At 70.3% G+C, this 17,784-nt stretch carries 19 protein-coding genes; 10 read left to right on the top strand and 9 right to left on the bottom strand.

Annotated elements, in window-relative coordinates; translation table 11 throughout:
* The 3 genes from ACFHWT_RS30020 to ACFHWT_RS30010 form a co-directional block, all read left to right on the top strand.
* The coding region (locus ACFHWT_RS30020) for a RidA family protein (protein ID WP_416598022.1) at positions 1-167 on the top strand (167 nt) is incomplete at its 5' end.
* A 5-nt stretch (positions 168-172) separates the two neighbouring features.
* The gene (locus ACFHWT_RS30015; protein ID WP_416598020.1) at positions 173-697 is read left to right on the top strand and encodes a 3-hydroxyanthranilate 3,4-dioxygenase; all 525 of its coding nucleotides are present in this window, start codon (positions 173-175) and stop codon (positions 695-697) included.
* On the top strand, positions 667-1,713 hold the full coding sequence (locus ACFHWT_RS30010; protein WP_416598019.1) for an amidohydrolase family protein: 1,047 nt from the start codon (positions 667-669) through the stop codon (positions 1,711-1,713). Before ACFHWT_RS30015 ends, ACFHWT_RS30010 begins: the two co-directional genes overlap by 31 nt.
* A gap of 12 nt (positions 1,714-1,725) precedes the next feature.
* Here ACFHWT_RS30010 and ACFHWT_RS30005 read toward each other — a convergent pair whose 3' ends face one another.
* The 3 genes from ACFHWT_RS30005 to ACFHWT_RS29995 all read right to left on the bottom strand — a co-directional run bounded on the left by ACFHWT_RS30005 (position 1,726) and on the right by ACFHWT_RS29995 (position 3,339).
* Complete coding sequence (locus ACFHWT_RS30005; protein ID WP_416598018.1) at positions 1,726-1,962, bottom strand: hypothetical protein; 237 nt, start codon at positions 1,960-1,962, stop codon at positions 1,726-1,728.
* Positions 1,963-2,003: 41 nt separating this feature from the next.
* A complete protein-coding gene (locus ACFHWT_RS30000) occupies positions 2,004-2,837 on the bottom strand; it encodes a hypothetical protein (RefSeq protein ID WP_416598017.1) in 834 nt (277 codons plus the stop codon).
* Between the two features lie 76 nt (positions 2,838-2,913).
* The gene (locus ACFHWT_RS29995) at positions 2,914-3,339 is read right to left on the bottom strand and encodes a MarR family winged helix-turn-helix transcriptional regulator (protein ID WP_416598021.1); all 426 of its coding nucleotides are present in this window, start codon (positions 3,337-3,339) and stop codon (positions 2,914-2,916) included.
* Positions 3,340-3,439: 100 nt separating this feature from the next.
* Here ACFHWT_RS29995 and ACFHWT_RS29990 point away from each other — a divergent pair, with 100 nt between their 5' ends.
* A complete protein-coding gene (locus ACFHWT_RS29990; protein ID WP_416598016.1) occupies positions 3,440-4,699 on the top strand; it encodes an NADH:flavin oxidoreductase/NADH oxidase family protein in 1,260 nt (419 codons plus the stop codon).
* Here the strand turns inward: ACFHWT_RS29990 and ACFHWT_RS29985 are convergent.
* The 3 genes from ACFHWT_RS29985 to ACFHWT_RS29975 form a co-directional block, all read right to left on the bottom strand.
* Complete coding sequence (locus ACFHWT_RS29985) at positions 4,668-4,868, bottom strand: DUF397 domain-containing protein (RefSeq protein ID WP_416598015.1); 201 nt, start codon at positions 4,866-4,868, stop codon at positions 4,668-4,670. The two genes, ACFHWT_RS29990 and ACFHWT_RS29985, sit on opposite strands and share 32 nt — an antisense overlap.
* Positions 4,859-5,623, bottom strand: coding sequence for a helix-turn-helix domain-containing protein (locus tag ACFHWT_RS29980; protein WP_416598014.1), 765 nt, complete (start codon positions 5,621-5,623; stop codon positions 4,859-4,861). The genes ACFHWT_RS29985 and ACFHWT_RS29980 overlap by 10 nt, the downstream gene beginning before the upstream one ends.
* 158 nt (positions 5,624-5,781) lie before the next feature.
* Positions 5,782-6,183 carry an MmcQ/YjbR family DNA-binding protein gene (locus ACFHWT_RS29975; RefSeq protein WP_416598013.1) on the bottom strand — a complete coding sequence of 134 codons (402 nt, stop codon included), beginning with the start codon at positions 6,181-6,183 and terminating at the stop codon, positions 5,782-5,784.
* A 144-nt stretch (positions 6,184-6,327) separates the two neighbouring features.
* Here ACFHWT_RS29975 and ACFHWT_RS29970 point away from each other — a divergent pair, with 144 nt between their 5' ends.
* Entirely contained in the window at positions 6,328-6,867 is a 540-nt protein-coding gene (locus ACFHWT_RS29970) for an RNA 2'-phosphotransferase (protein WP_416598012.1), read from the top strand.
* On the opposite strand, the gene ACFHWT_RS29965 is transcribed toward ACFHWT_RS29970, so the two are convergent.
* Complete coding sequence (locus ACFHWT_RS29965) at positions 6,852-7,820, bottom strand: aldo/keto reductase (RefSeq protein WP_416598011.1); 969 nt, start codon at positions 7,818-7,820, stop codon at positions 6,852-6,854. The genes ACFHWT_RS29970 and ACFHWT_RS29965 overlap by 16 nt on opposite strands.
* A gap of 177 nt (positions 7,821-7,997) precedes the next feature.
* Here ACFHWT_RS29965 and ACFHWT_RS29960 point away from each other — a divergent pair, with 177 nt between their 5' ends.
* From ACFHWT_RS29960 to ACFHWT_RS29940, 5 genes are all read left to right on the top strand, one after another.
* Positions 7,998-8,861 (top strand): phosphotransferase, encoded by an 864-nt coding sequence (locus tag ACFHWT_RS29960; RefSeq protein WP_416598010.1) that lies wholly within the window; start codon positions 7,998-8,000, stop codon positions 8,859-8,861.
* A gap of 49 nt (positions 8,862-8,910) precedes the next feature.
* A complete protein-coding gene (locus ACFHWT_RS29955; protein WP_416598009.1) occupies positions 8,911-9,186 on the top strand; it encodes a type II toxin-antitoxin system Phd/YefM family antitoxin in 276 nt (91 codons plus the stop codon).
* Complete coding sequence (locus tag ACFHWT_RS29950) at positions 9,183-9,437, top strand: Txe/YoeB family addiction module toxin (protein ID WP_416598008.1); 255 nt, start codon at positions 9,183-9,185, stop codon at positions 9,435-9,437. Before ACFHWT_RS29955 ends, ACFHWT_RS29950 begins: the two co-directional genes overlap by 4 nt.
* Positions 9,438-9,795: 358 nt before the next feature.
* A complete protein-coding gene (locus ACFHWT_RS29945) occupies positions 9,796-10,911 on the top strand; it encodes a cellulose binding domain-containing protein (protein WP_416598007.1) in 1,116 nt (371 codons plus the stop codon).
* A 42-nt stretch (positions 10,912-10,953) separates the two neighbouring features.
* Positions 10,954-12,261, top strand: a complete 1,308-nt coding sequence (locus tag ACFHWT_RS29940; protein WP_416598006.1) for a hypothetical protein — start codon at positions 10,954-10,956, stop codon at positions 12,259-12,261.
* A gap of 111 nt (positions 12,262-12,372) precedes the next feature.
* Here ACFHWT_RS29940 and ACFHWT_RS29935 read toward each other — a convergent pair whose 3' ends face one another.
* Positions 12,373-16,983, bottom strand: a complete 4,611-nt coding sequence (locus ACFHWT_RS29935) for a S8 family serine peptidase (RefSeq protein WP_416598005.1) — start codon at positions 16,981-16,983, stop codon at positions 12,373-12,375.
* 338 nt (positions 16,984-17,321) lie between these two features.
* Positions 17,322-17,784 (bottom strand): LuxR C-terminal-related transcriptional regulator (locus ACFHWT_RS29930; RefSeq protein WP_416598004.1); only part of this gene is annotated, 463 nt, incomplete at its 5' end.

The following is a 17,784-nucleotide window of genomic DNA, read 5'->3' as shown; positions in this document are numbered from 1 at the left end:
ACATGAACGACTTCGGCGGCTACAACCAGGTCTGGGCCGAACACTTCGACCACACCGGACCGACCCGCACCACCGTCGCCGTCCATCAGCTGCCGCACCCGCACCTGCTCATCGAGATCCAGGCCGTCGCCGTGGCACCGGCCGACGCCCCCACCCGGAAGGAGTGACACCCGTGAGCGACATTGCCGAACCGGTCAACTTCCCCAACTGGATCAGCGAGAACGAGCATCTGCTCAAGCCGCCGGTGAACAACAAGCAGATGTTTCCCACCGGCGACGATTTCATCGTGCAGGTCGTCGGCGGCCCCAACCAGCGCACCGACTTCCACGTCGACCCGTACGAGGAGTTCTTCTACCAGGTCAAAGGGAACATGCACGTCAACCTGATGACCGACGACGGGCCGCAGACCGTACACATCCGGGAAGGCCAGATGTGGGTGCTGCCCGGCTTCGTGCCGCACTCGCCGCAACGCCCCGAAGCCGGCTCGATCGGTGTCGTCATCGAACGGGTCCGCGAGGAGGGCACCCTGGAGAAGTTCCAGTGGTACTGCCCCGACTGCGGCAACCTGGTGCACGAGGTGGAGTTGCAGGTTCGCGACATCGTCGCCGACCTGCCGCCGGTCTTCACCGCCTTCTACGGCGACGAGTCCGCGCGCACCTGCGACAAGTGCGGTGCCCTGCACCCGGGCAAGGGCTGAGCCTCACCGTGACCGACGCCGGGCAGACCATCGACGTCCACACCCACCTGGTGCCCAGGGGCTGGCCGGATCTCGCCGCCGCCTGCGGCGGGACCGGCTGGCCGTGGCTGCGGGTCGACTCCGAACGGGCCGCCATGATCATGGTGGGCCAGACGGAGTTCCGGCCGGTCGGCCCGCAGACCTGGGACCCAGCCACCCGGCTGGCCGACATGGATGTCGACGGGGTCGACGTGCAGGTGGTCTCGCCGACGCCGGTCTTCTTCGCCTACGACCGGCCGGCCGACCAGGCGGTCAAGGTGGCCCGGATCTTCAACGACCTCACCCTGGAGGTCACCGCCGCCGGTGATGGTCGGCTGGTGCCGTTCTGCCAGGTGCCGCTGCAGGACCCCGACGCCGCCTGCGCCGAACTGGACCGCTGCCTGGCCGCTGGGCACGCCGGGGTGGAGATCGGCAACCACGTCGGTGACCGCGACCTCGACGACGCCGGCATCGTGGCCTTCCTGCGGCACTGCGCCGACGTCGGCGCACCCGTCTTCGTCCACCCGTGGGACATGCCGGCCGGACCCCGGCTGGACCGGTGGATGGCCCGCTGGCTGTCCGGCATGCCCGCCGAGACCCACCTGTCGATCCTGGCGCTGATCCTCGGCGGCGGCTTCGATCAGCTGCCCCGTACGCTGCGAATCTGCTTCGCCCACGGCGGCGGCAGCTTCCCGTTCTGGCTGGGCCGCGCCGACAACGCCTGGCACCGCCGGGGCGACGTGGTACGGGGCCGGTCGGCGCACCCGCCGAGTCACTACGTCGACCGGTTCTACGTCGACTCGGTGGTGTTCGACCCGGCGGCGCTGCGGCTGCTGGTCGACACGATGGGTGCCGACCGGGTGCTGCTGGGCAGCGACTACCCGTACCCGCTGGGGGAACGGCCGGTCGGCGCGGTGGTCGACAAGGCGGACTTCCTCACCGCCGACCAGCGGGCCGCCCTGCGCGGCGGCAACTCCCACCGCTTCCTCACCGGCTGACACTGGCTACGTTCAATCGGTCAGGATTAGCAGAACACTCCTGGGATTCGGCCGTTGAACCAGACCTTGACGTTCAAGCTCCTTCACCGCAGCGGTGCGGATGCCCTTGACTTCGTGAATGCTCAGGTCGAATTCCCTCATCAACCATGGATAGAGGGGCTCCCGGCAGACCCGGCGTCCATGCTCGACCGTGGCGTGCGCCTGCACGAACCGGTAGACGGCGTTGGCATAGTCGGAGGCTTCTACCACGGCGGTGGGCTCTCCGTAGACGCAACTGGCTTGGACATTGGTCAGCGCAGGCGCCGGGAGATGAGGTCGCGTGCGTTGTCGGAGAGCTGGGTCGCGACGAAGTTGTTGAGTCGTTCGGGGTCTGGTTCGATTCGGCGGGCCTCTTCTCGTTCCTCCCATGTGTCGTAGTCTGCTGGGTCTGCTGCGGTGACGACTCCGATGCCGTGAGCGCGTGCGGCTTCGGCGACATCGGCAACGTCGTCCTCAAGGCTGTCCGCGTGATCGGCAGGCACGTGCAGGAGCACATAGGAGTGCGTGGCAGCACGTCGGTGCGCGAGCGCCTCGTATACGGCTTGGACATTGATGGCGTTGGCGGCCTTGACCTCGAAGGTGGCGACTTCGAGATACTTGCCGGGTACGTAGGCGAAGGTGCGAACCTCGACGCTGACGATGTCTGGCCGTGACCAGACGCCACCGGTAGCTCGCCGTCCCTGCAGCGCGGTGATCTCGACAGCAAGTGGGTCACGGCGACGGTCTTTGGCCCAGTCCTGCTCGATGACCCGTCGCATCGGTTCGTAGAGGGCGAGTTCGTTCTTGATGGCCGCCTCGACAGTAGCGGCTGTGGTGAGGGCATCAGCGCCGGCATCAACGACGACTGCTACCGTACGCTCCTTGACCACCATTTCCGGGACGAGTCGCCTGACTACGCCGCCGCGACCACGGCCACGTACGACCAAGCCCATGTCGACCAGTGCATCTCGGGCGCGGAAGTAGCGGTCGGAGTTCCAATCGAGTCGCCGCTGGAGGTTCGGGTTGCTTATCGTGGTGCCGTCCGCCGGCAATGCTGCGAACATCGCCTGGTGATCACCGTGCAAGGTTCCTGGGTCGACAGCCATGGCGGAGATGCTAGCTTTCGGCCTCAACCAACGCTAGGCCTGTCGTTCGACGGATAATCTACACAGGACTTGAAAGTCAATCTGCTGCGGACTTGTGCCCGGCGGCGACCTGTCGGAGCAGGGTGGCGAGTTCGTGCAGCAGTTGCGGTGGGCAGCCGGCGAACGGGCTCGCTTCGAGGGTCGCGGCGATGATCTCCTGGCGTACCTGTCGGCCCTTGTCGGTGAGGGCGAGCACCCGGCCCCGCCGGTCGGTGGGGTCGACGCTGCGTTCGACCAGTCCGCGCTCGATCAGCTGGTTGGCGATGAAGCTGAGGTTGGGGGCGTTGCAGTACAGGCGCTCGGCGAGCGCCTTCATCGACGGTGCCGGTCCGGTCGGATCGATCGCCCACAGCGCCTGGGCGGTCGCGTTGGTCAGCCCGTGGGCGGCCAGAGCGGGTTCGAGCCGGTCACTGGTCGTCATGAAGATCTCGTGGTTGGCGCGGATGGCGTCGACGAGGTCCATGTGGTTCACCCGTCGACGGTACCACTTGCGCTTCGAGTCTCGAACTATTACGGTCTGAAACGCTTCGAGACTCGAAGTATGACGGCTGAGGAGTCACACCATGTCCCAACTGGCCGAACCGCTGGCACTGCGCAGCGGACAGGTTCTGCCGAACCGGATCGCCAAGGCGGCGATGGAGGAGTTCCTGGCCGTCGACGGCCAGCTCCCTGGGCCCGAACTCGTCACGCTCTACCAGCGCTGGGGCGCCGGCGGAGCCGGGCTGCTGATCACCGGTCACGTCATGATCGACGAGCGCGCCCTCGCCGACCCCTCCGACGTCGTACTCGTGGACCGCACCCCGCTGGAGCCCTTTCGGCGCTGGGCGACGGCGGCGACTGCCGGCGGTGCCCGCGCCTGGATGCAGATCAACCACCCCGGCCGGGTCGTCAACGCGGACATGCCCGGCCTGGCCTGGTCCCCGTCGGACATCCCGGTCGACATCGGTCGGCTGTCCCGCTTCTACGCCCGGCCCACCGCGATGACACCGGAACAGATCGACGAGGTCGTCGACCGGTTCGGCCGTACCGCGCGACGCGCCGTCGAGGCCGGGTTCGACGGGGTACAGATCCACGCCGCGCACGGCTACCTGCTGAGCCAGTTCCTCTCCCCGCTGACCAACCGGCGGACCGACCGCTGGGGCGGGGACCTCGCCAACCGTGCCCGGTTGCTGATCGACGTCGTCACCGAGGTCCGGCGTCGGTTGCCCGACGGCGCGGCGGTGGCGGTCAAACTCAACACCGCCGACTTCCAGCGCGGCGGCTTCGGCCCCGACGACGCCAGGCAGGTCGTCGGGATGCTCGCCGACATCGGCGTCGACCTGGTCGAACTCTCCGGTGGCTCAGTGGAGAGCCTGGCCACCAACGGCTACCCGGCGGACGGGCACACCCTCGCCCGGGAGGCGTACTTCCTGGACGCCGCAGCGACGATCATCCCGCAGGCACCGGTGCCGGTGATGCTCACCGGCGGCGTCCGCCGCCGTGCCGTCGCCGAGCAGGTACGCACCCAGGGCGCGGCTGTGGTCGGAGTGGCGACGGCACTCGCCGTGGACCCGGAGCTACCGCGGCGCTGGCTGCGCGGCGAGGAAGCAGCGGTCACGGCCCCGGGCCCGCGCTGGAAGAACAAGCACCTGGCCTCGGCGGCCACCCAGGCCGTCGTGCACTGCCGGCTCCGCCAGGTCGGGCGAGGAGCCGCCGACCCCGGCCGGGCAGACCCGGTCGTCTCCCTCATGCAGGAGCAGCTCCAGCGACGCCGGTCGCTGCGGCGCTACCGCCGCTGGCTGGCGGAGCCGGTCAGCGTACGGACGTGGTCCTGGCCAGGGTGACGAACGCGGACCAGGCGGCGGGGGCGAAGGTCAGGGTGCCGCCGTCGCGGTCCTTGGTGTCGCGGACGTGGACCCGGCCGGGCACGTTGTCGGCGACCTCGACACAGTCGCCGCCAGCGGGGTTGCTGCGGGTCGACTTGCGCCAGCGAGGGGTGGTGCTCAGCTCCATGTCTGCACCGCTTTCAGGATCATGTCGTGCGACTCCTCGACAGGAAGAGCATAACTGCGGACACCTTCCCAGGACCGCTCCAATGTCTGCACATCGGCGGGGTTGCTCACCACGTCACCGCCGAAATGGGAATCGACGTAGCCGAACACGTGGTCGTCCACGGTCGCCAACGCGAACGATCCGTTGAGCCCGTGGTAGGCGTCGGCGCTACCGGGCACCACGTGCACCCAGACGTTGGGGCGCGCCGCCGCCTCGGCGAGACCGCGCAGCTGCTCGGCCATCTGCTCCGGGGTCCCCACCTGGCGGTGCAGCACGCTGCGGTCGATGACGGCGATGAACTCGGCCGGGTCGTCCGCGCGGGTGAGCACCTGCTGGCGGGTGAGCCGGTTCGCCAGCCGGGTCGGCACGTCGTCGACCGGGCCGACGCGCAGCAGTCGTTCGGCGTACTCCCGGGTCTGCAACAGGCCTGGGACGACCGCGAGCTGAAACGACCGCAGCAGGGTGGCCAGCTCCTCCATTTCGGCCCACGGGCGCAGAAAGCCGGCGAAGGACATCCCGCGTGCCTCGGCGCTGGCGCGCTGCACTCGGTCGCCGCTGCCCAGCACTTCGTCGAGGATCTTCGCGTTCTGCTGTACCGGGACCAGGCGGCCGTTCTCGTAGCTGCCGATCGACGACGCGCTGAGCTGGATCAACGCGCCGAGCTGCTGCTGGGAAAGCCCGCGTTCGGTACGCAGTGTGCGAATCAGGCGGTGCACCTCGTGCATTGTCGGATCCCCGATCTGCTGATGGTGGGGCGGTGCGTCGAATGCCACCCCTACCTCTATCAGTACGACGGATCGGAGTCCATGATGGAGATCGGATGAATTCCGGATAGTTTGTGTGATCGATATCGGGTGCTGTCGGGTCTTGTGTCTTATCGGGTCGGCTGTGCGTCGAGCCGGGCGATCCGGCGGGGCCCGGCGGTGCGCCGGTAGCTGGCGTCGAGCAGCTCGCCGATCTCCGCCCAGTCGGTGTCATCGGCCAGATCCACCCCGACCCAGCCGGAGCTGGCCAGGTACGCCGGGGCGTAGCAGCGCGGCTCGGCCAGCAGCGCCGCCCGCTCGTCCGGGTCCACCAGCACCAGTACGGAGTAATCATGCTGCTGGTAGACGCCGTCGACCTTCACTGAGCCGCCGTAGTAGGCGAACACCTTGGTGGTGTAGAACGCCGGATGCCCGTGCGAGATCTTCTCGGCGGCGTCGGGGAAGGCCAGCGCGAGCCGGCGTACCTCGGCGAGCAGCGGGTCGGCGTCGTCGAACATGATCGGATGCGGCATGACGGTAGGTAACCACACCCGGCTGACACTTCGGCCCCTTGATCACCGATCCCGGCAGGCTCCGACGGGACTCACGTACCACGTCGCTTCCTCCCCGGACCGGAACCCCGTGTCACGGGTGCGCCGGCCGGCGACAATGCTGGTGTGAACGACAAGATGTTGGTCAGAATGAGTAAACGGATGTCGCTGGCGTTGCGCCACGCGCCCGACCGGTTCGATCTCGAACTGGACCCGGCCGGCTGGGTCCGGGTGACGGACCTGCTCGACGCGCTGCGGATCACCCGGCTGCAGCTGGACACCGTCGTCGAGCGGGACAGTAAGCAACGGTTCGCGCTGCGCCGCGACCCCGACGGCACCGAGCAGATCCGGGCGAACCAGGGGCATTCGGTCCCGATCGACCTGGGGCTGGTGGCGCAGCCTCCGCCGGAGCGGCTCTACCACGGCACCACCGCAGCCGCACTCGACTCGATCCGGGCCACCGGGCTGCACCGGGCCCGGCGTCACCACGTGCACCTGTCGGCGGACACCGACACGGCCCGCCGGGTCGGTGCCCGGCGGGCCGGTGGCGTCGTGATCCTCACCGTCGACGCGGCGGCGATGGCCCGAGATGGTCACCTGTTCTACCGCAGCGCCAACGGGGTGTGGCTCACCGACGCGGTGCCGCCCCGCTACCTGGACGTCTGAGCGGTGACGCGGGCGTCGATGGTCGCCATCAGGTCGGCCGGAAGCACGCCGGCGGACGCCGCCGCGAGACATTCGCGCAGCTCGGTGCGGTTCTTCACGCCGAGGACAACAGTGTCGACGCCGGGCATCGACAGCGTGTACCGGTGGGCCAGGGACGCGGCGGATTCGCCCAGCTCGCGGGCCAGCTCGCGCAGCGGCGCGGCCCGCCGGAAGTCGACCATGGTCGGATGCTCCGGCGGCAGGTCCCGGTCGACGGCGTCGGTGAACGCGCCGGCCGCGACCGCCCGGATGCCCATCACTCCGACGCCGTGCCGGCCGGCGGCCGTCAGGACGTCGCGTGGCCGGGAGCCCTCGCTGCCGGGCATCAGCAGATCGCCGGGGGAGTCGAGCAGGTTCGTCACACACTGGGCGACCGCCGGGGTCGGCTGATCGCCGAGCACCCGGATGATCACGTCCGGCTCCTCGACGGCGGTGATTCCCCAGGCGCCGATCCGGCCACGCCGGACCAGGTCCTCGAACGCCGGCCGGACGGCCTCGGCGAACAGGTCGGCGGAGGTCGCCCCGGTGGTGCCCGGCGCGGCCTGCGCCACGATCGGATTGTGCAGCAGTAGCGCGTCGACGAACGACAGTCGCATCCGCTGCAGGCTGTCGTCGAGGGACTTCTCCAGCAGGGCCGCGACGTCACCGGCGGCCGGGTTGCCCAGTCCGCATTTGGTGACGACCCGTACGCCGGCCGGCAGGCTGCCGTCGAACGCCGCGCCGACCACCCATTCTGCCTCGCCGTCACCGTAGCCGGGGGCGACGTCGAGCAGGTCGATACCGGCGTCGACCGCCTCCCGTACGGTCGCCACCGCCTCGTCCCGGTCGGTGACGCCCCACACCTGGCCCAGCCCACCCCCGCCGAGGGTGAGGACGCTGACCGGTCCGATGCCGCCGAGCGGCCGCTGCTCCATCGTCACGTGCTCCTTCCAGTGATCCTGTTGCGACTCAGGATTGCACTTCGAGCGCGCTCGAGGTCAAGCCGCGAAGATAAGGCTCCGTGGATGATCCACAGCGCCTGGTCGATCTGACACGCCGAGGAGGTGTCAGGTCGAGCGCATCCGATCGTCCGGTGTCCGTAGGCTCCGGGGGTGGACCCGGCAGTCGGCACGCTCAGCGGGCAACAGCGGTCGTTGCTGGACCGCTGGCTGCCCGGCGCCCGCGTCGAGCGGGACCACAGCTGGGGCCTGGTGGCTACCACCGTCCTGGAGGTGACGCGCGCCGGGTCGCGGTTCATCGTCAAGGCCGGCGGCGCCGGTGACCATCACCTCGCCCGCGAGTTGCACGCCCACCGGCACTGGCTGCGCCCGTGGACCAGGATCGGCCGCGCCCCGGCGCTGGCGTACGGCAGCGCCGAGGCGAAGCTGCTGGTGACCCGGTTTCTTCCGGGTGAGCTGGCGCTCGGCAGCGGGTACGCCGACGATCCGGACGTCCACCGGCAGGCCGGCGAACTGCTGGCGATGCTGCACGCCCAGACGGCCGTCACCGACGACGACTACGAGCGGCGGGAGAACGACAAGTCGCTGTCCTGGCTTGCCGGCCCGCACCGGATCGACGACGACACGGTACGGCGGTTGCGCGCCGAGATCGCCAGTTGGCCGACGCCGTCGGCGACCCTGGTGCCCACCCACGGCGACTGGCACCCGCGCAACTGGCTCATCGACGGCGGCGTGGTCAGCGTGATCGACTTCGGCCGCGCGGCGCTGCGCCCGGCCTATACCGACTTCGCCCGGCTGGCCGTCAACGACTTCCGCCGTACGCCGGGCCTCGAAACGGCGTTCTTCGACGGCTACGGCATCGACCCGCGTACGGCCGGCGCATGGCGCCGCACCCAGGTCCGGGAGGCGATCGGCACCGCCGCGTGGGCCTACCGGGTGGGCGACGAGCGGTTCGAAGCCCAGGGCCACCGCATGATCGCCGCCGTGCTGGGCGACCGACCCGCCCGTCGGGCATGAGCGAACCGCCACTTCAGGTACAATTTTCTGTACCTGTGCGGAGGTGATCGTGCGGACGGTGAACTTCACCCAGCTGAGGCAGAATCTGGCTGCCGAGCTCGACAGCGTCGTCAACGACGCCGAGGAGGTCGTGGTGACCCGGTCGGGTCATGAGCCGGTCGTCATCGTGCCGCTCGCCGAGTACGAGTCGATGAAGGAGACCGAGTACCTGCTCCGTAACCCGAGCAACGCCGCAGCCCTGCGGCGATCGATCGCAGAGCTGGAAAACGGCGACGCGCAGGAGCGGCAGCTCATCGATCCAGTCGCCGTACGGGATGTTGTGTGAGACTGGTTCTCACCGCGACAGCATGGGCCCAGTACCTCAGCCATACGGATCGAAAGTTGATCAAACGCGTCAACGACCTCATCGCCGACGTGATGCGTAACGGTTACGAGGGCATCGGCAAGCCGGAGCCCCTTCGTGGTGAACTGTCCGGATTCTGGTCCCGCCGGATCGATCGCGAACACCGACTCGTGTACCGGATCGCCAAGGAGGACGTCGAGATCGTCGCCTGCCGGTACCACTACGAGCGTTGACCTCCTCGCCCCTCGCCGCGAACCTCGGCGAGTGACACGCCAGGTACCTCACCGTCCAGCAGTGAGGTACCTGATGTGTCACCGGTCGAAACACGAGCCGCCTCTCGCAACGCCCGCTCCCCCCTGCTCGATCAGCTGGCGCACGGCCTCGGCGCGATCATGCTGGCCGAGCGCGAGACGGGCGACGTTCGCGACCGTCGTACGCGACCACGGCAGCCGGTGCGACGTGTTGCTTGACTTAGTCGGGAAGCTAAACAAAGCTGGGGGTGCGCTCCCATCGACGGTCCTCTCCTCGGCACCTGCGGTCACCGCTCGGGCGGCCGGCAGGTCCAGTGTGACCTCGAAAGGAACGCTGACCATGCCACGAAGAGTTCTCGTGTACTCGCTGTTCGCCGCCCTCGCCATGGCCCTGGGCCTGGCGGTGACGACGGCGCCCGCGGCGTCGGCCGCCGACCCGGTCCGGATCATGCCGCTCGGCGACTCGATCACCGCCGGCCCCGGCTGCTGGCGGGCCCTCGTCTGGGACCAGCTGCGCCGTGCCGGGCACACCGACATCGACTTCGTCGGCAGCGCCTCCGACGGCGGCAGCTGCAACTACGGATTCTCGTACGACCCCGACCACGAGGGCCACGGTGGATTCTCTGCGGTCGGCATCGCCGACAACAACCAACTGCCGCCGTGGTTGAGCGCGGCGGCCCCGGACATCGTCGTGATGCACCTGGGGACCAACGACCTGTGGGGCGGCTGGCAGTCGATGGACACCATCATGGCCGCGTTCACCAAACTCGTCGGGCAGATGCGGGCGAACAACCCGGACATGAAGCTCCTGGTCGCGCAGATCATCCCGCATCACGGCTGCACGACCTGCCCGGCCGACACGGTGACGCTGAACAACCGGATCGCCACCTGGGCCGCCGGCCTGACCACCGCCCGGTCACCGATCGCTGTGGTGGACCAGTGGACCGGATTCGACGCCGCGACCGACACCGGCGACGGCGTACACCCCAACGACGCGGGCTTCCGCAAGATGGCCGACCGGTTCGCGCCGGCGATCGCGCGACTCCTCACCGTCACTCCGACGCCGACGCCGACGCCGACGCCGACGCCCAGCACGACCGGCCCGCCGCCGGTCACTCCCACCCCGACGGTCGCGCCGACCACGCCACCAGCCGGCCGGGACTGCACGGCCACCTACCAGGTGGTCAGCCAGTGGAACGGCGGCTTCCAGGGCGAGGTGAGTGTCCGCAACACCGGGTCGGCTGCGACGTCGGCGTGGACCGCGACGCTCACCCTCGGCGGCGGCCAGCAGGTCAACCAGGCGTGGAACGCCATCGTCACCCAGACCGGCGCGACGGTCACCGCCCGCAACGTGAGCTGGAACGGCAACCTGCCGGCCGGCGGCACGGCCAGCTTCGGTTTCCTCGCCTCCGGCGTCGGTGACGTCGCAGTGTCGGCGGCCTGCACGCTCAGCTGAGGCCCGGTCCGGGCGGGCCCGCACAGTTGACAGGATGGGCCGATGATCGAGCAGCGTCGTCGGTCCGGCCCGTCGTCCACCTCGGGCGTCGGCCGGGCCCTGCGGGTGGTGGTCGCGGTTCTGGTCGGGTCGGCGGCGGTGGTCGGTGCGGTGCGTCTGGTCGCACCGGCCACCGTCGGGCCCGAGGCGGAGCCCCCTGGCGTACGGCGGCAGCTGACCTTCCTGCGGGCGGCGCTGGACGACGGGGCCGGTGAACAGGCGCAGCAGCTCTTCCCGGAGGGCTACTTCTTCAGCCACGCCCTGTACGGGCTGGCCTGGGTCGACCTCGGGCTGCGCGCTCCGGCCGGCGAACGGACCGAGGCGCTGGCCGAGGCCCGGTGGGCGTTGACCAGACTGGAGTCACCGGCCGGCCGGGCACCGTTTTCCGCCGACCTGACCCCGGCGTACGGCGTGTTCTACCAGGGCTGGACGAACTGGCTGCGCGGCGGCGTACTCAGCCTGCAACCGCCGGACGGTCGGGACCCGGCCGAGCTGGCCCGGTTCGTCGGGGCCGCGGCCGACCTCGGCGCGGCCTTCGACACCACCGCCGACGCGACCGGGTCGCCGTACCTGCCGGCGTACCACGGGCAGGCCTGGCCGGTGGACTCCACGGTGGCGGTGGCGTCGCTGCGGCTGCACGACAGTCTGCTGCCGGACCGCTTCGACGGTACGGTGGCGCGTTGGCTGGCCGGCGTACGGCAGCGTCTCGACCCGGCCACCGGCCTGCTGCCACACCGGGTCGATCCGGTGACCGGGGCACCGTCCGAGGTGGCCCGGGGCACCTCGCAGAGCCTGATCCACCGGTTCCTGCCGGAGATCGACACGGCGTTCGCCCGCGAGCAGTATCTGACGTTCCGGAACGAGTTCGTGGCCTCGCCGCTGCGGCTCGGCCCAGCGGTGCTGGAGTACCGGGCCGGCACCAGCGGCCCGGCCGACGTCGACTCCGGGCCGCTGCCGCTGGGGGTGAGTTTGTCGGCCACCGTGGTCACCCTCGGCGCGGCCCAGGTGCACGGCGACGCGGCGTTGGCCGGCGCGCTGGCCAGCTACGGTGACTTCGCCGGCCTGCCGGTCGACACCCCGACCACCCGACGGTACGCGTTCGGCCTGATGCCGATCGGTGACGCGTTCCTCGCCTGGTCGAAGACCGCACGGCCGTGGGTCGCCGCCACCGGTCAGCCGCCGCCGGCAAGTGTCTCCTGGACGTGGCGGCTGCCGCTGCTGGCGCTGCTGTCCATCGTGGTGCTGCTGTCGATCGTCGCGGTGCCGCCGTGGCTGCCCGCACTGTTCCGCCGCCGAGCGGCAGGCCGGTGAGCGGCCGCTGAGCCGGCCGACAATGGCGTACGCCCCGAGGGGTCACCTCGGGGCGTACGCTCGGGGCGGCTCACCGTCGACGGGTCATCTACCGGTGAGCCGGGTCACGGGTCAGCTGGTCTCCAGCGCACCCGCCGATCGGCCGCACACCTGGCGCAGTGCCCAGTCCTCGACCTGTACGTCACCGGCGGTGACCTGGGTCTGGCGGGTCTGCGGCATGTAGCCGTCCTTGGCCACGATCATCGTGACCGGGTTGTGCCGGTGGTCGAGCCAGTGGGCGTAGCCGCCGTCGGCGTCGGTGGTCAACGGCAGCTCCATCGTCCACGTGCTCAGTTGCACCGTCGCCCCGGTGATCGGGGTCCGGTCGCCGTCGCAGCCCACGGCGGAGACCGTACCGGTGATCTTGCCCCAGGTGTCCGGCGGGGTGACCGTCATCGTCACCGGCACGGTGTCCACCGCGTACGGCGTGTCCTCGAAGACGGTGACACCGGTGGTGTAGGTGCCCGGCTGGGCCACCTCGGCCGTCAGGGCCAGCGTCACCGTGAGGCTCTCGCCGGGGGCGATCGTGGCGGTGCCCGGTTCCACCGTCAACCATTCGGTGTCGGTCATCGACCCGCACTGGTCGAAGCCGGGCAGCAGTTCCACCGTGGTCGTCGGCTGGAATCCGGAGACCGCCGACCCGCCGACCCGGTAGAGCCCGCAGGCGCTGCCCGGCCGGAAGCCGGGGCTGTTCGCCGTCGGCAGGGGCGACCACGCGTCGGTCGCCGGGTCGTAGGCGTACCCCTCGTTGGTGATCGCCTGGGTGCCGGTGCCGCCGCCGGAGATCAGCAGCTGGTTGTCGGCGGCCTGGTAGGCCGAGCCCCACAGGTTCACCGGCATGTCGGCCAGCTCGGTCCACGCGTCGGTGGCCGGGTCGTAGGCGTAGCTGGCGGTCACCGGCTGGCTGTTGGACAGCCCGCCGGCGCAGACGATCCGACCGTTGACCGCGCCGCAGGACTGCCAGGCGATCGGCATCGGGTAGTTGGCGACGGTCGCCCAGGCGTCGGCCCGGGGGTCGTAGCGGAACACCTGGTCGCTGTACGGGGCGCAGCTGGTCGTGGTGCAGCCGCCGACCACGTACAGCTGGCCGTCGAGCACCGCCGATCCGGCGGCGGCCGACGCGGCCGGCACGTCGGCGCCCTTGCTCCACCCGCCGGTCGCCGGGTCGAAGATCAGCGTGTCGGTGTTCAGCGTGTCCCACCCGCTGACCAGGTAGACCTTGTCGCCGATGACGCCTTCGGCGGCCTGGCTGCGGGCACCGTACGGCATGTCGTCGAGCCGGGACCAGGCTTGGGTAGCCGGGTCATAGACGTACCCCTCGGCCAGCGACGACAATCCGCTGGACCCGCCAAACGAGTACAGCTTGCCGTCGACGGTCACCGCGCTGTTGTCCATCACGGTCCGGGGCAGCCCTGGCAGGCTGAGCCAAGGCTCAGCCGCCGGAGTCGCCGCCGGTGCGGCACCCGGCCCGAACGCCGTCGCCGGCGCGGCCCCGGCGAGCTGCTCGATCGGCGCGTCGAGCGGAATTCGGCGGGTCGGTGCCCCGGCAGCCGCCGCGATCTGGCGCGACGCGGCTCGTGAACCGTCGGCGCGCTGGATCTCGAAGTCACCGGCCCGTTCGCTCAGCTCCACCTCGGCCGGCGCGCCGCCGGTGTTGGTGACGGTGACCTCGGCGGTCGTGGCCGCGCCGAGCGGCACGGTCGCCTCGACCGGCGTACCGGTGACGGTCAGCTGCCCGGCGGCCAGTTTGTAGTTGTGCCGGGTGGTCCAGTCCTCAGTGATCTCGGCCCACCGGGTCAGCTCCGCGTACTGGTTCACCGAGGCGGTGATCCGGTGCCGGCCGGCGGGGGAGAACAGGGCGTAGAAGCCGTCGTCCAGGTCCGGGTCCTGCGGCGTGGCGACGGTACGGGTGCCGACGGAGCCGTCCACCGGCGTCACCTCGGCGTCGGCCAGCCCGGCGCCGGTATTGGCGTCCCGGACGAAGCCGACGGCCAGCCCACCTTCGACCTTGACACACTCGAACTCGGTCTCGGCGATCCAGTCCACCGCGTTGCTGAAGACCCGGGCGCTGTCGTCGTGCCAGATCTGCGGCCCGGTGTTGTAGCTGGCCGCGTGCATCGACAGCAGCACGTGCCGGTTGTTCGTCCGCTGCTGCACCCCGATGCCGACGCCCACCCTGCCGTCCTGGGAGGTGACGGCGTTGGCGACCACCATCCGACCCTCGCCGCCGTAGGCGTCGAAGAAGCCGTAGTACTTGGAGTAGTTGTCCGTCTCGTCGAAGGCGATCCGTCCGCCGAGCGGGAAGCCGGCGACGACCGGATGTTCCTGCATCACCTGGTACGACAGGTCGCCCTCGGTGTCGTAGACGATTCCGCTGCTGCGGGCCCCCGGGTTGCCGGTGTACTGGCTGAGCATGTAGATGCCGTTGCCGCCCACGTTGGACCAGGTGTCCAGGAACAGCACCCCCACGCCGGCCGCGTCGGTGTCGGCCAGGAACCGTAGGAACGTCGCCTCGCCGGGGTTGGTGGGCCGGTTGACGATGATCGCGTCGTAGCCGGACACGTCGGTGTCCCAGCCAACCTCGGTGCTCGGGATACCCTCCTCGTCGAGGAAGGCGGCGATTTGTCCATTTTCGTCGCCGAGCACGCCGATCCCGGCGGAGAAGGTGTAGCCGGGTGCGGACGCACACCGCTGCACCGGTGCGGCCACGTCCATGGTCCGGTTGCCGCCGTGCACCTGCACCGGCTGCTCGACGGTGCCGTAGCCGTCGTACTGCGGCTCCACCACCAGGGTGTACGCCGCGTGGGTCGGCAGCACCAGCCGGTACCGGCCGTTGAACGGGTTGGTGAACGTGCTGACCTCGGTGCCGGCCACGCTGACCTTGGCGTACAGCGGCCAGCCGTGCCCGGAGCCGTCCCGGACCAGACCGCTGAGCGTCATCGTCGGCAGCGCGGTCAGCGCGACGTCCTCGACGGTCGTCCCGCCCAGGGTGATGGTCACCTCGGTGCTCTGCTCGGCGTAGCCGAACGCGGTGACGGTCACCGGGTAGGTTCCGACGGTCAACCGGGCCGAATAGGAGCCGTCCGCCGAAGTGACCCGTTCCCGGACCGTTTCGCCGCCGATGGTCACCGTCGCGCCCTCGACCGGCGCGCCGGTGTCCGCGTCGGTGACGACTCCGGACAGGGTGCCGGTGTCACCGACCGGTGCCGCTTCCAGCAGCGCCAGCGCGTCGAGGCGGCCCTCGCCGTACACGTTGTTGTCCGCGCCGGTGCCGCCGCACTGCGGGTCGGCGGTGTCGATCGCGGTCTGGTCCAGCAGCCGCTTCGTCGCGTCGGTGTCGCCGATCAGCGACGGCGCGGCCGACCACAGCAGCGCCACCGTGCCGGCGACGTGCGGGGCGGCCATCGAGGTCCCGTTCTCGCTGTAGTAGCTGTCGCCCGGTCCGGACGAGCGCACCGCGACCCCGGGTGCGGAGATGTTCGGCTTGAACTCGCCGTCCTGGCCCGGACCACGGCCGGAGAAGTAGGCGATCTGGTTGTCGACGTCGTACGCACCGACCGAGTAGTTGATCGTCCGGGTGCCCGGCGAGCCACCCGACTGGCAGCCCAGCTCACCGCTGTTGCCGTTGGACCAGATGCCGAGGATGCCGGCGGCGTCCCAGGCCAGCATCACGTCCTCCATGAACGGGTCCACCGACGGCTGCCGGCTGCCCCACGAGTTGTTGATCACGTGTGGCCGTTTGCCGGCGTCGGGGTTCTGCCCGTTCAGGTCGGTCGGCTCCAGCAGCCACTGACCGGAGGCGACCAGCGCCGCGTCGCTCGGGCAGCAGCCGTTCGCCGCGATCCAGTTCGCCTCGGGCGCGACGCCGATCCGGTTGCCGGTGCCGCCGTCGCCGACCATCGTGCCCATCGTGTGGGTGCCGTGCGAGCCCCGGTCACACGGGGCCGCGCTGCACCTGCTGTCCGCGTCGAACCAGTTGTAGTTGTGGTCGAACGTGCCGTCGCCCAGGTTGCCCCGGTACTGGGCGACCAGCGCCGGGTGGTCGAACTGGACACCGGTGTCCAGGTTGGCGACGGTGATCCCCGCGCCCTTGGTGCCGAACTGCTCCCACACGTCGTCGGCGTTGATGTTCGCGATGCCCCACTCGACATCCTCGGCCTGGGTTCCGCTTCCGCTGTCACCGTCGGCGTCGGCGCGGGCCGGCTCGTCCGGGGTCGGCTCGATCAGCTGGTACTCGACCGGCTGGTAGAGGCCTTCGACGTCGGGCCGGGCCGCCAGCTCCTGGGCCAGCATCGACGAGCCGTCCCGTACGTAGATCGCGTTGCTGGCCCAGAACGCCTGGTAGGTCACGCCCTCGGTGTCGAGCAGGTGCCGGACGCTGGTCTGGCTGGTGGCGGCGGTGGTCCGCAGCGCCTCGGCGACCGCCTCGCCGCGCGCCGTCCAGTCGTCGATCTGCCGCGCCTGCGTCAGGTCGGCCCGCTCGGCGAACCGGATCCACAGGTCGGTGCTGCCGTCGGACTGCAGCGACCGTTCCAACTCGGGCTGGATCTTGTCGGCGACGCCGCGCGCCGGGTCACCGCCCGGATCGGGGCCGGGCCGGGGTGCCGCCGCCGCCGGGTTCGGTGCGGCCAACGCCACACCGGCCAGCAGCACCAGCGACAACGCTCGTGCGATGGGTCTCATTGGGAGGTTCCTTCCGTGGGATCGGCCACGCGGGTGGGCAGGCCGTGCCCCTCACAGGGGTTGGTACGGGTCACGGCGTTCCGCGCTGCAGGTCGCGCAGGTACCGGTGCCACCGTCGGGTGCCGCGTCCGCGCCCGCCTCGGGCCCGTCGGGTACGGGTCGGTCGGATTCGAGGTCGGATTCGGGTCCGGGGTCATCCGTCGACCGCCCTGGTGGCTCGTGCATGCAAGTCATGCTGCTGAGCCGGCGGATCGTTAGCTATCCAGCAGATACGTCAAAGAATCGACCGGTCGCGGTCGATGTGCCCGGTCCGGTTTCGACCGGGTTGCCGGGCCGTTTCAGTCGTCAGCCGCGAGGACACCGGCCTCCACGGCGGCGACCGCCAGCGCGGTACGGCTGGACACCTGCAGCTTGCGCATCGCCGACCGCAGCTGCTGATCCACCGTGGCCGACGACTTGGCGAGGATCCGGCCGATCTCCCGGTTGGTGTGCCCGGCCACCACCAACCGCACCACGTCCAGCTCGCGCGGGGACAGCCGGTCGCCGTACCCTTTGCGGCCGCCCCGCCACCGGCGCGGCACCTCCCCGCCGTGTTCGCGCAGCCGCCGCGCCACCCGGTCGACGGCACCGCGTGCGCCGAGGTCGGCCAGCCCGTCGTACACCTCGGCCAGCAACGTCCGTCCCGGCTCGACCCGCCCGGCGGCCAGCAACGCCAGCGCCTGCCGCTCCCGGGCGAGCAGGGCGATCCAGTCGCGCCGTTGCGCGACCGGGATGTCGGCGAAGTTGTCCGGGAAGAACGCC

The sequence above is a fragment of the Micromonospora sp. LOL_021 genome (genome assembly GCF_048060215.1).
Lineage (GTDB): Bacteria > Actinomycetota > Actinomycetes > Mycobacteriales > Micromonosporaceae > Micromonospora_E.
This window is presented reverse-complemented; position numbering and strand designations above follow the sequence as displayed.

Coding starts and splice junctions, on each gene's coding strand:
- ACFHWT_RS30000 (WP_416598017.1), bottom strand. CDS start 2,837: ATGGCTGTCGACCCAGGAACCTTGCACGGTGATCACCAGGCGATGTTC.
- ACFHWT_RS29995 (WP_416598021.1), bottom strand. CDS start 3,339: ATGGACCTCGTCGACGCCATCCGCGCCAACCACGAGATCTTCATGACG.
- ACFHWT_RS29990 (WP_416598016.1), top strand. CDS start 3,440: ATGTCCCAACTGGCCGAACCGCTGGCACTGCGCAGCGGACAGGTTCTG.
- ACFHWT_RS29985 (WP_416598015.1), bottom strand. CDS start 4,868: ATGGAGCTGAGCACCACCCCTCGCTGGCGCAAGTCGACCCGCAGCAAC.
- ACFHWT_RS29975 (WP_416598013.1), bottom strand. CDS start 6,183: ATGCCGCATCCGATCATGTTCGACGACGCCGACCCGCTGCTCGCCGAG.
- ACFHWT_RS29965 (WP_416598011.1), bottom strand. CDS start 7,820: ATGGAGCAGCGGCCGCTCGGCGGCATCGGACCGGTCAGCGTCCTCACC.
- ACFHWT_RS29945 (WP_416598007.1), top strand. CDS start 9,796: ATGCCACGAAGAGTTCTCGTGTACTCGCTGTTCGCCGCCCTCGCCATG.
- ACFHWT_RS29940 (WP_416598006.1), top strand. CDS start 10,954: ATGATCGAGCAGCGTCGTCGGTCCGGCCCGTCGTCCACCTCGGGCGTC.
- ACFHWT_RS29935 (WP_416598005.1), bottom strand. CDS start 16,983: ATGAGACCCATCGCACGAGCGTTGTCGCTGGTGCTGCTGGCCGGTGTG.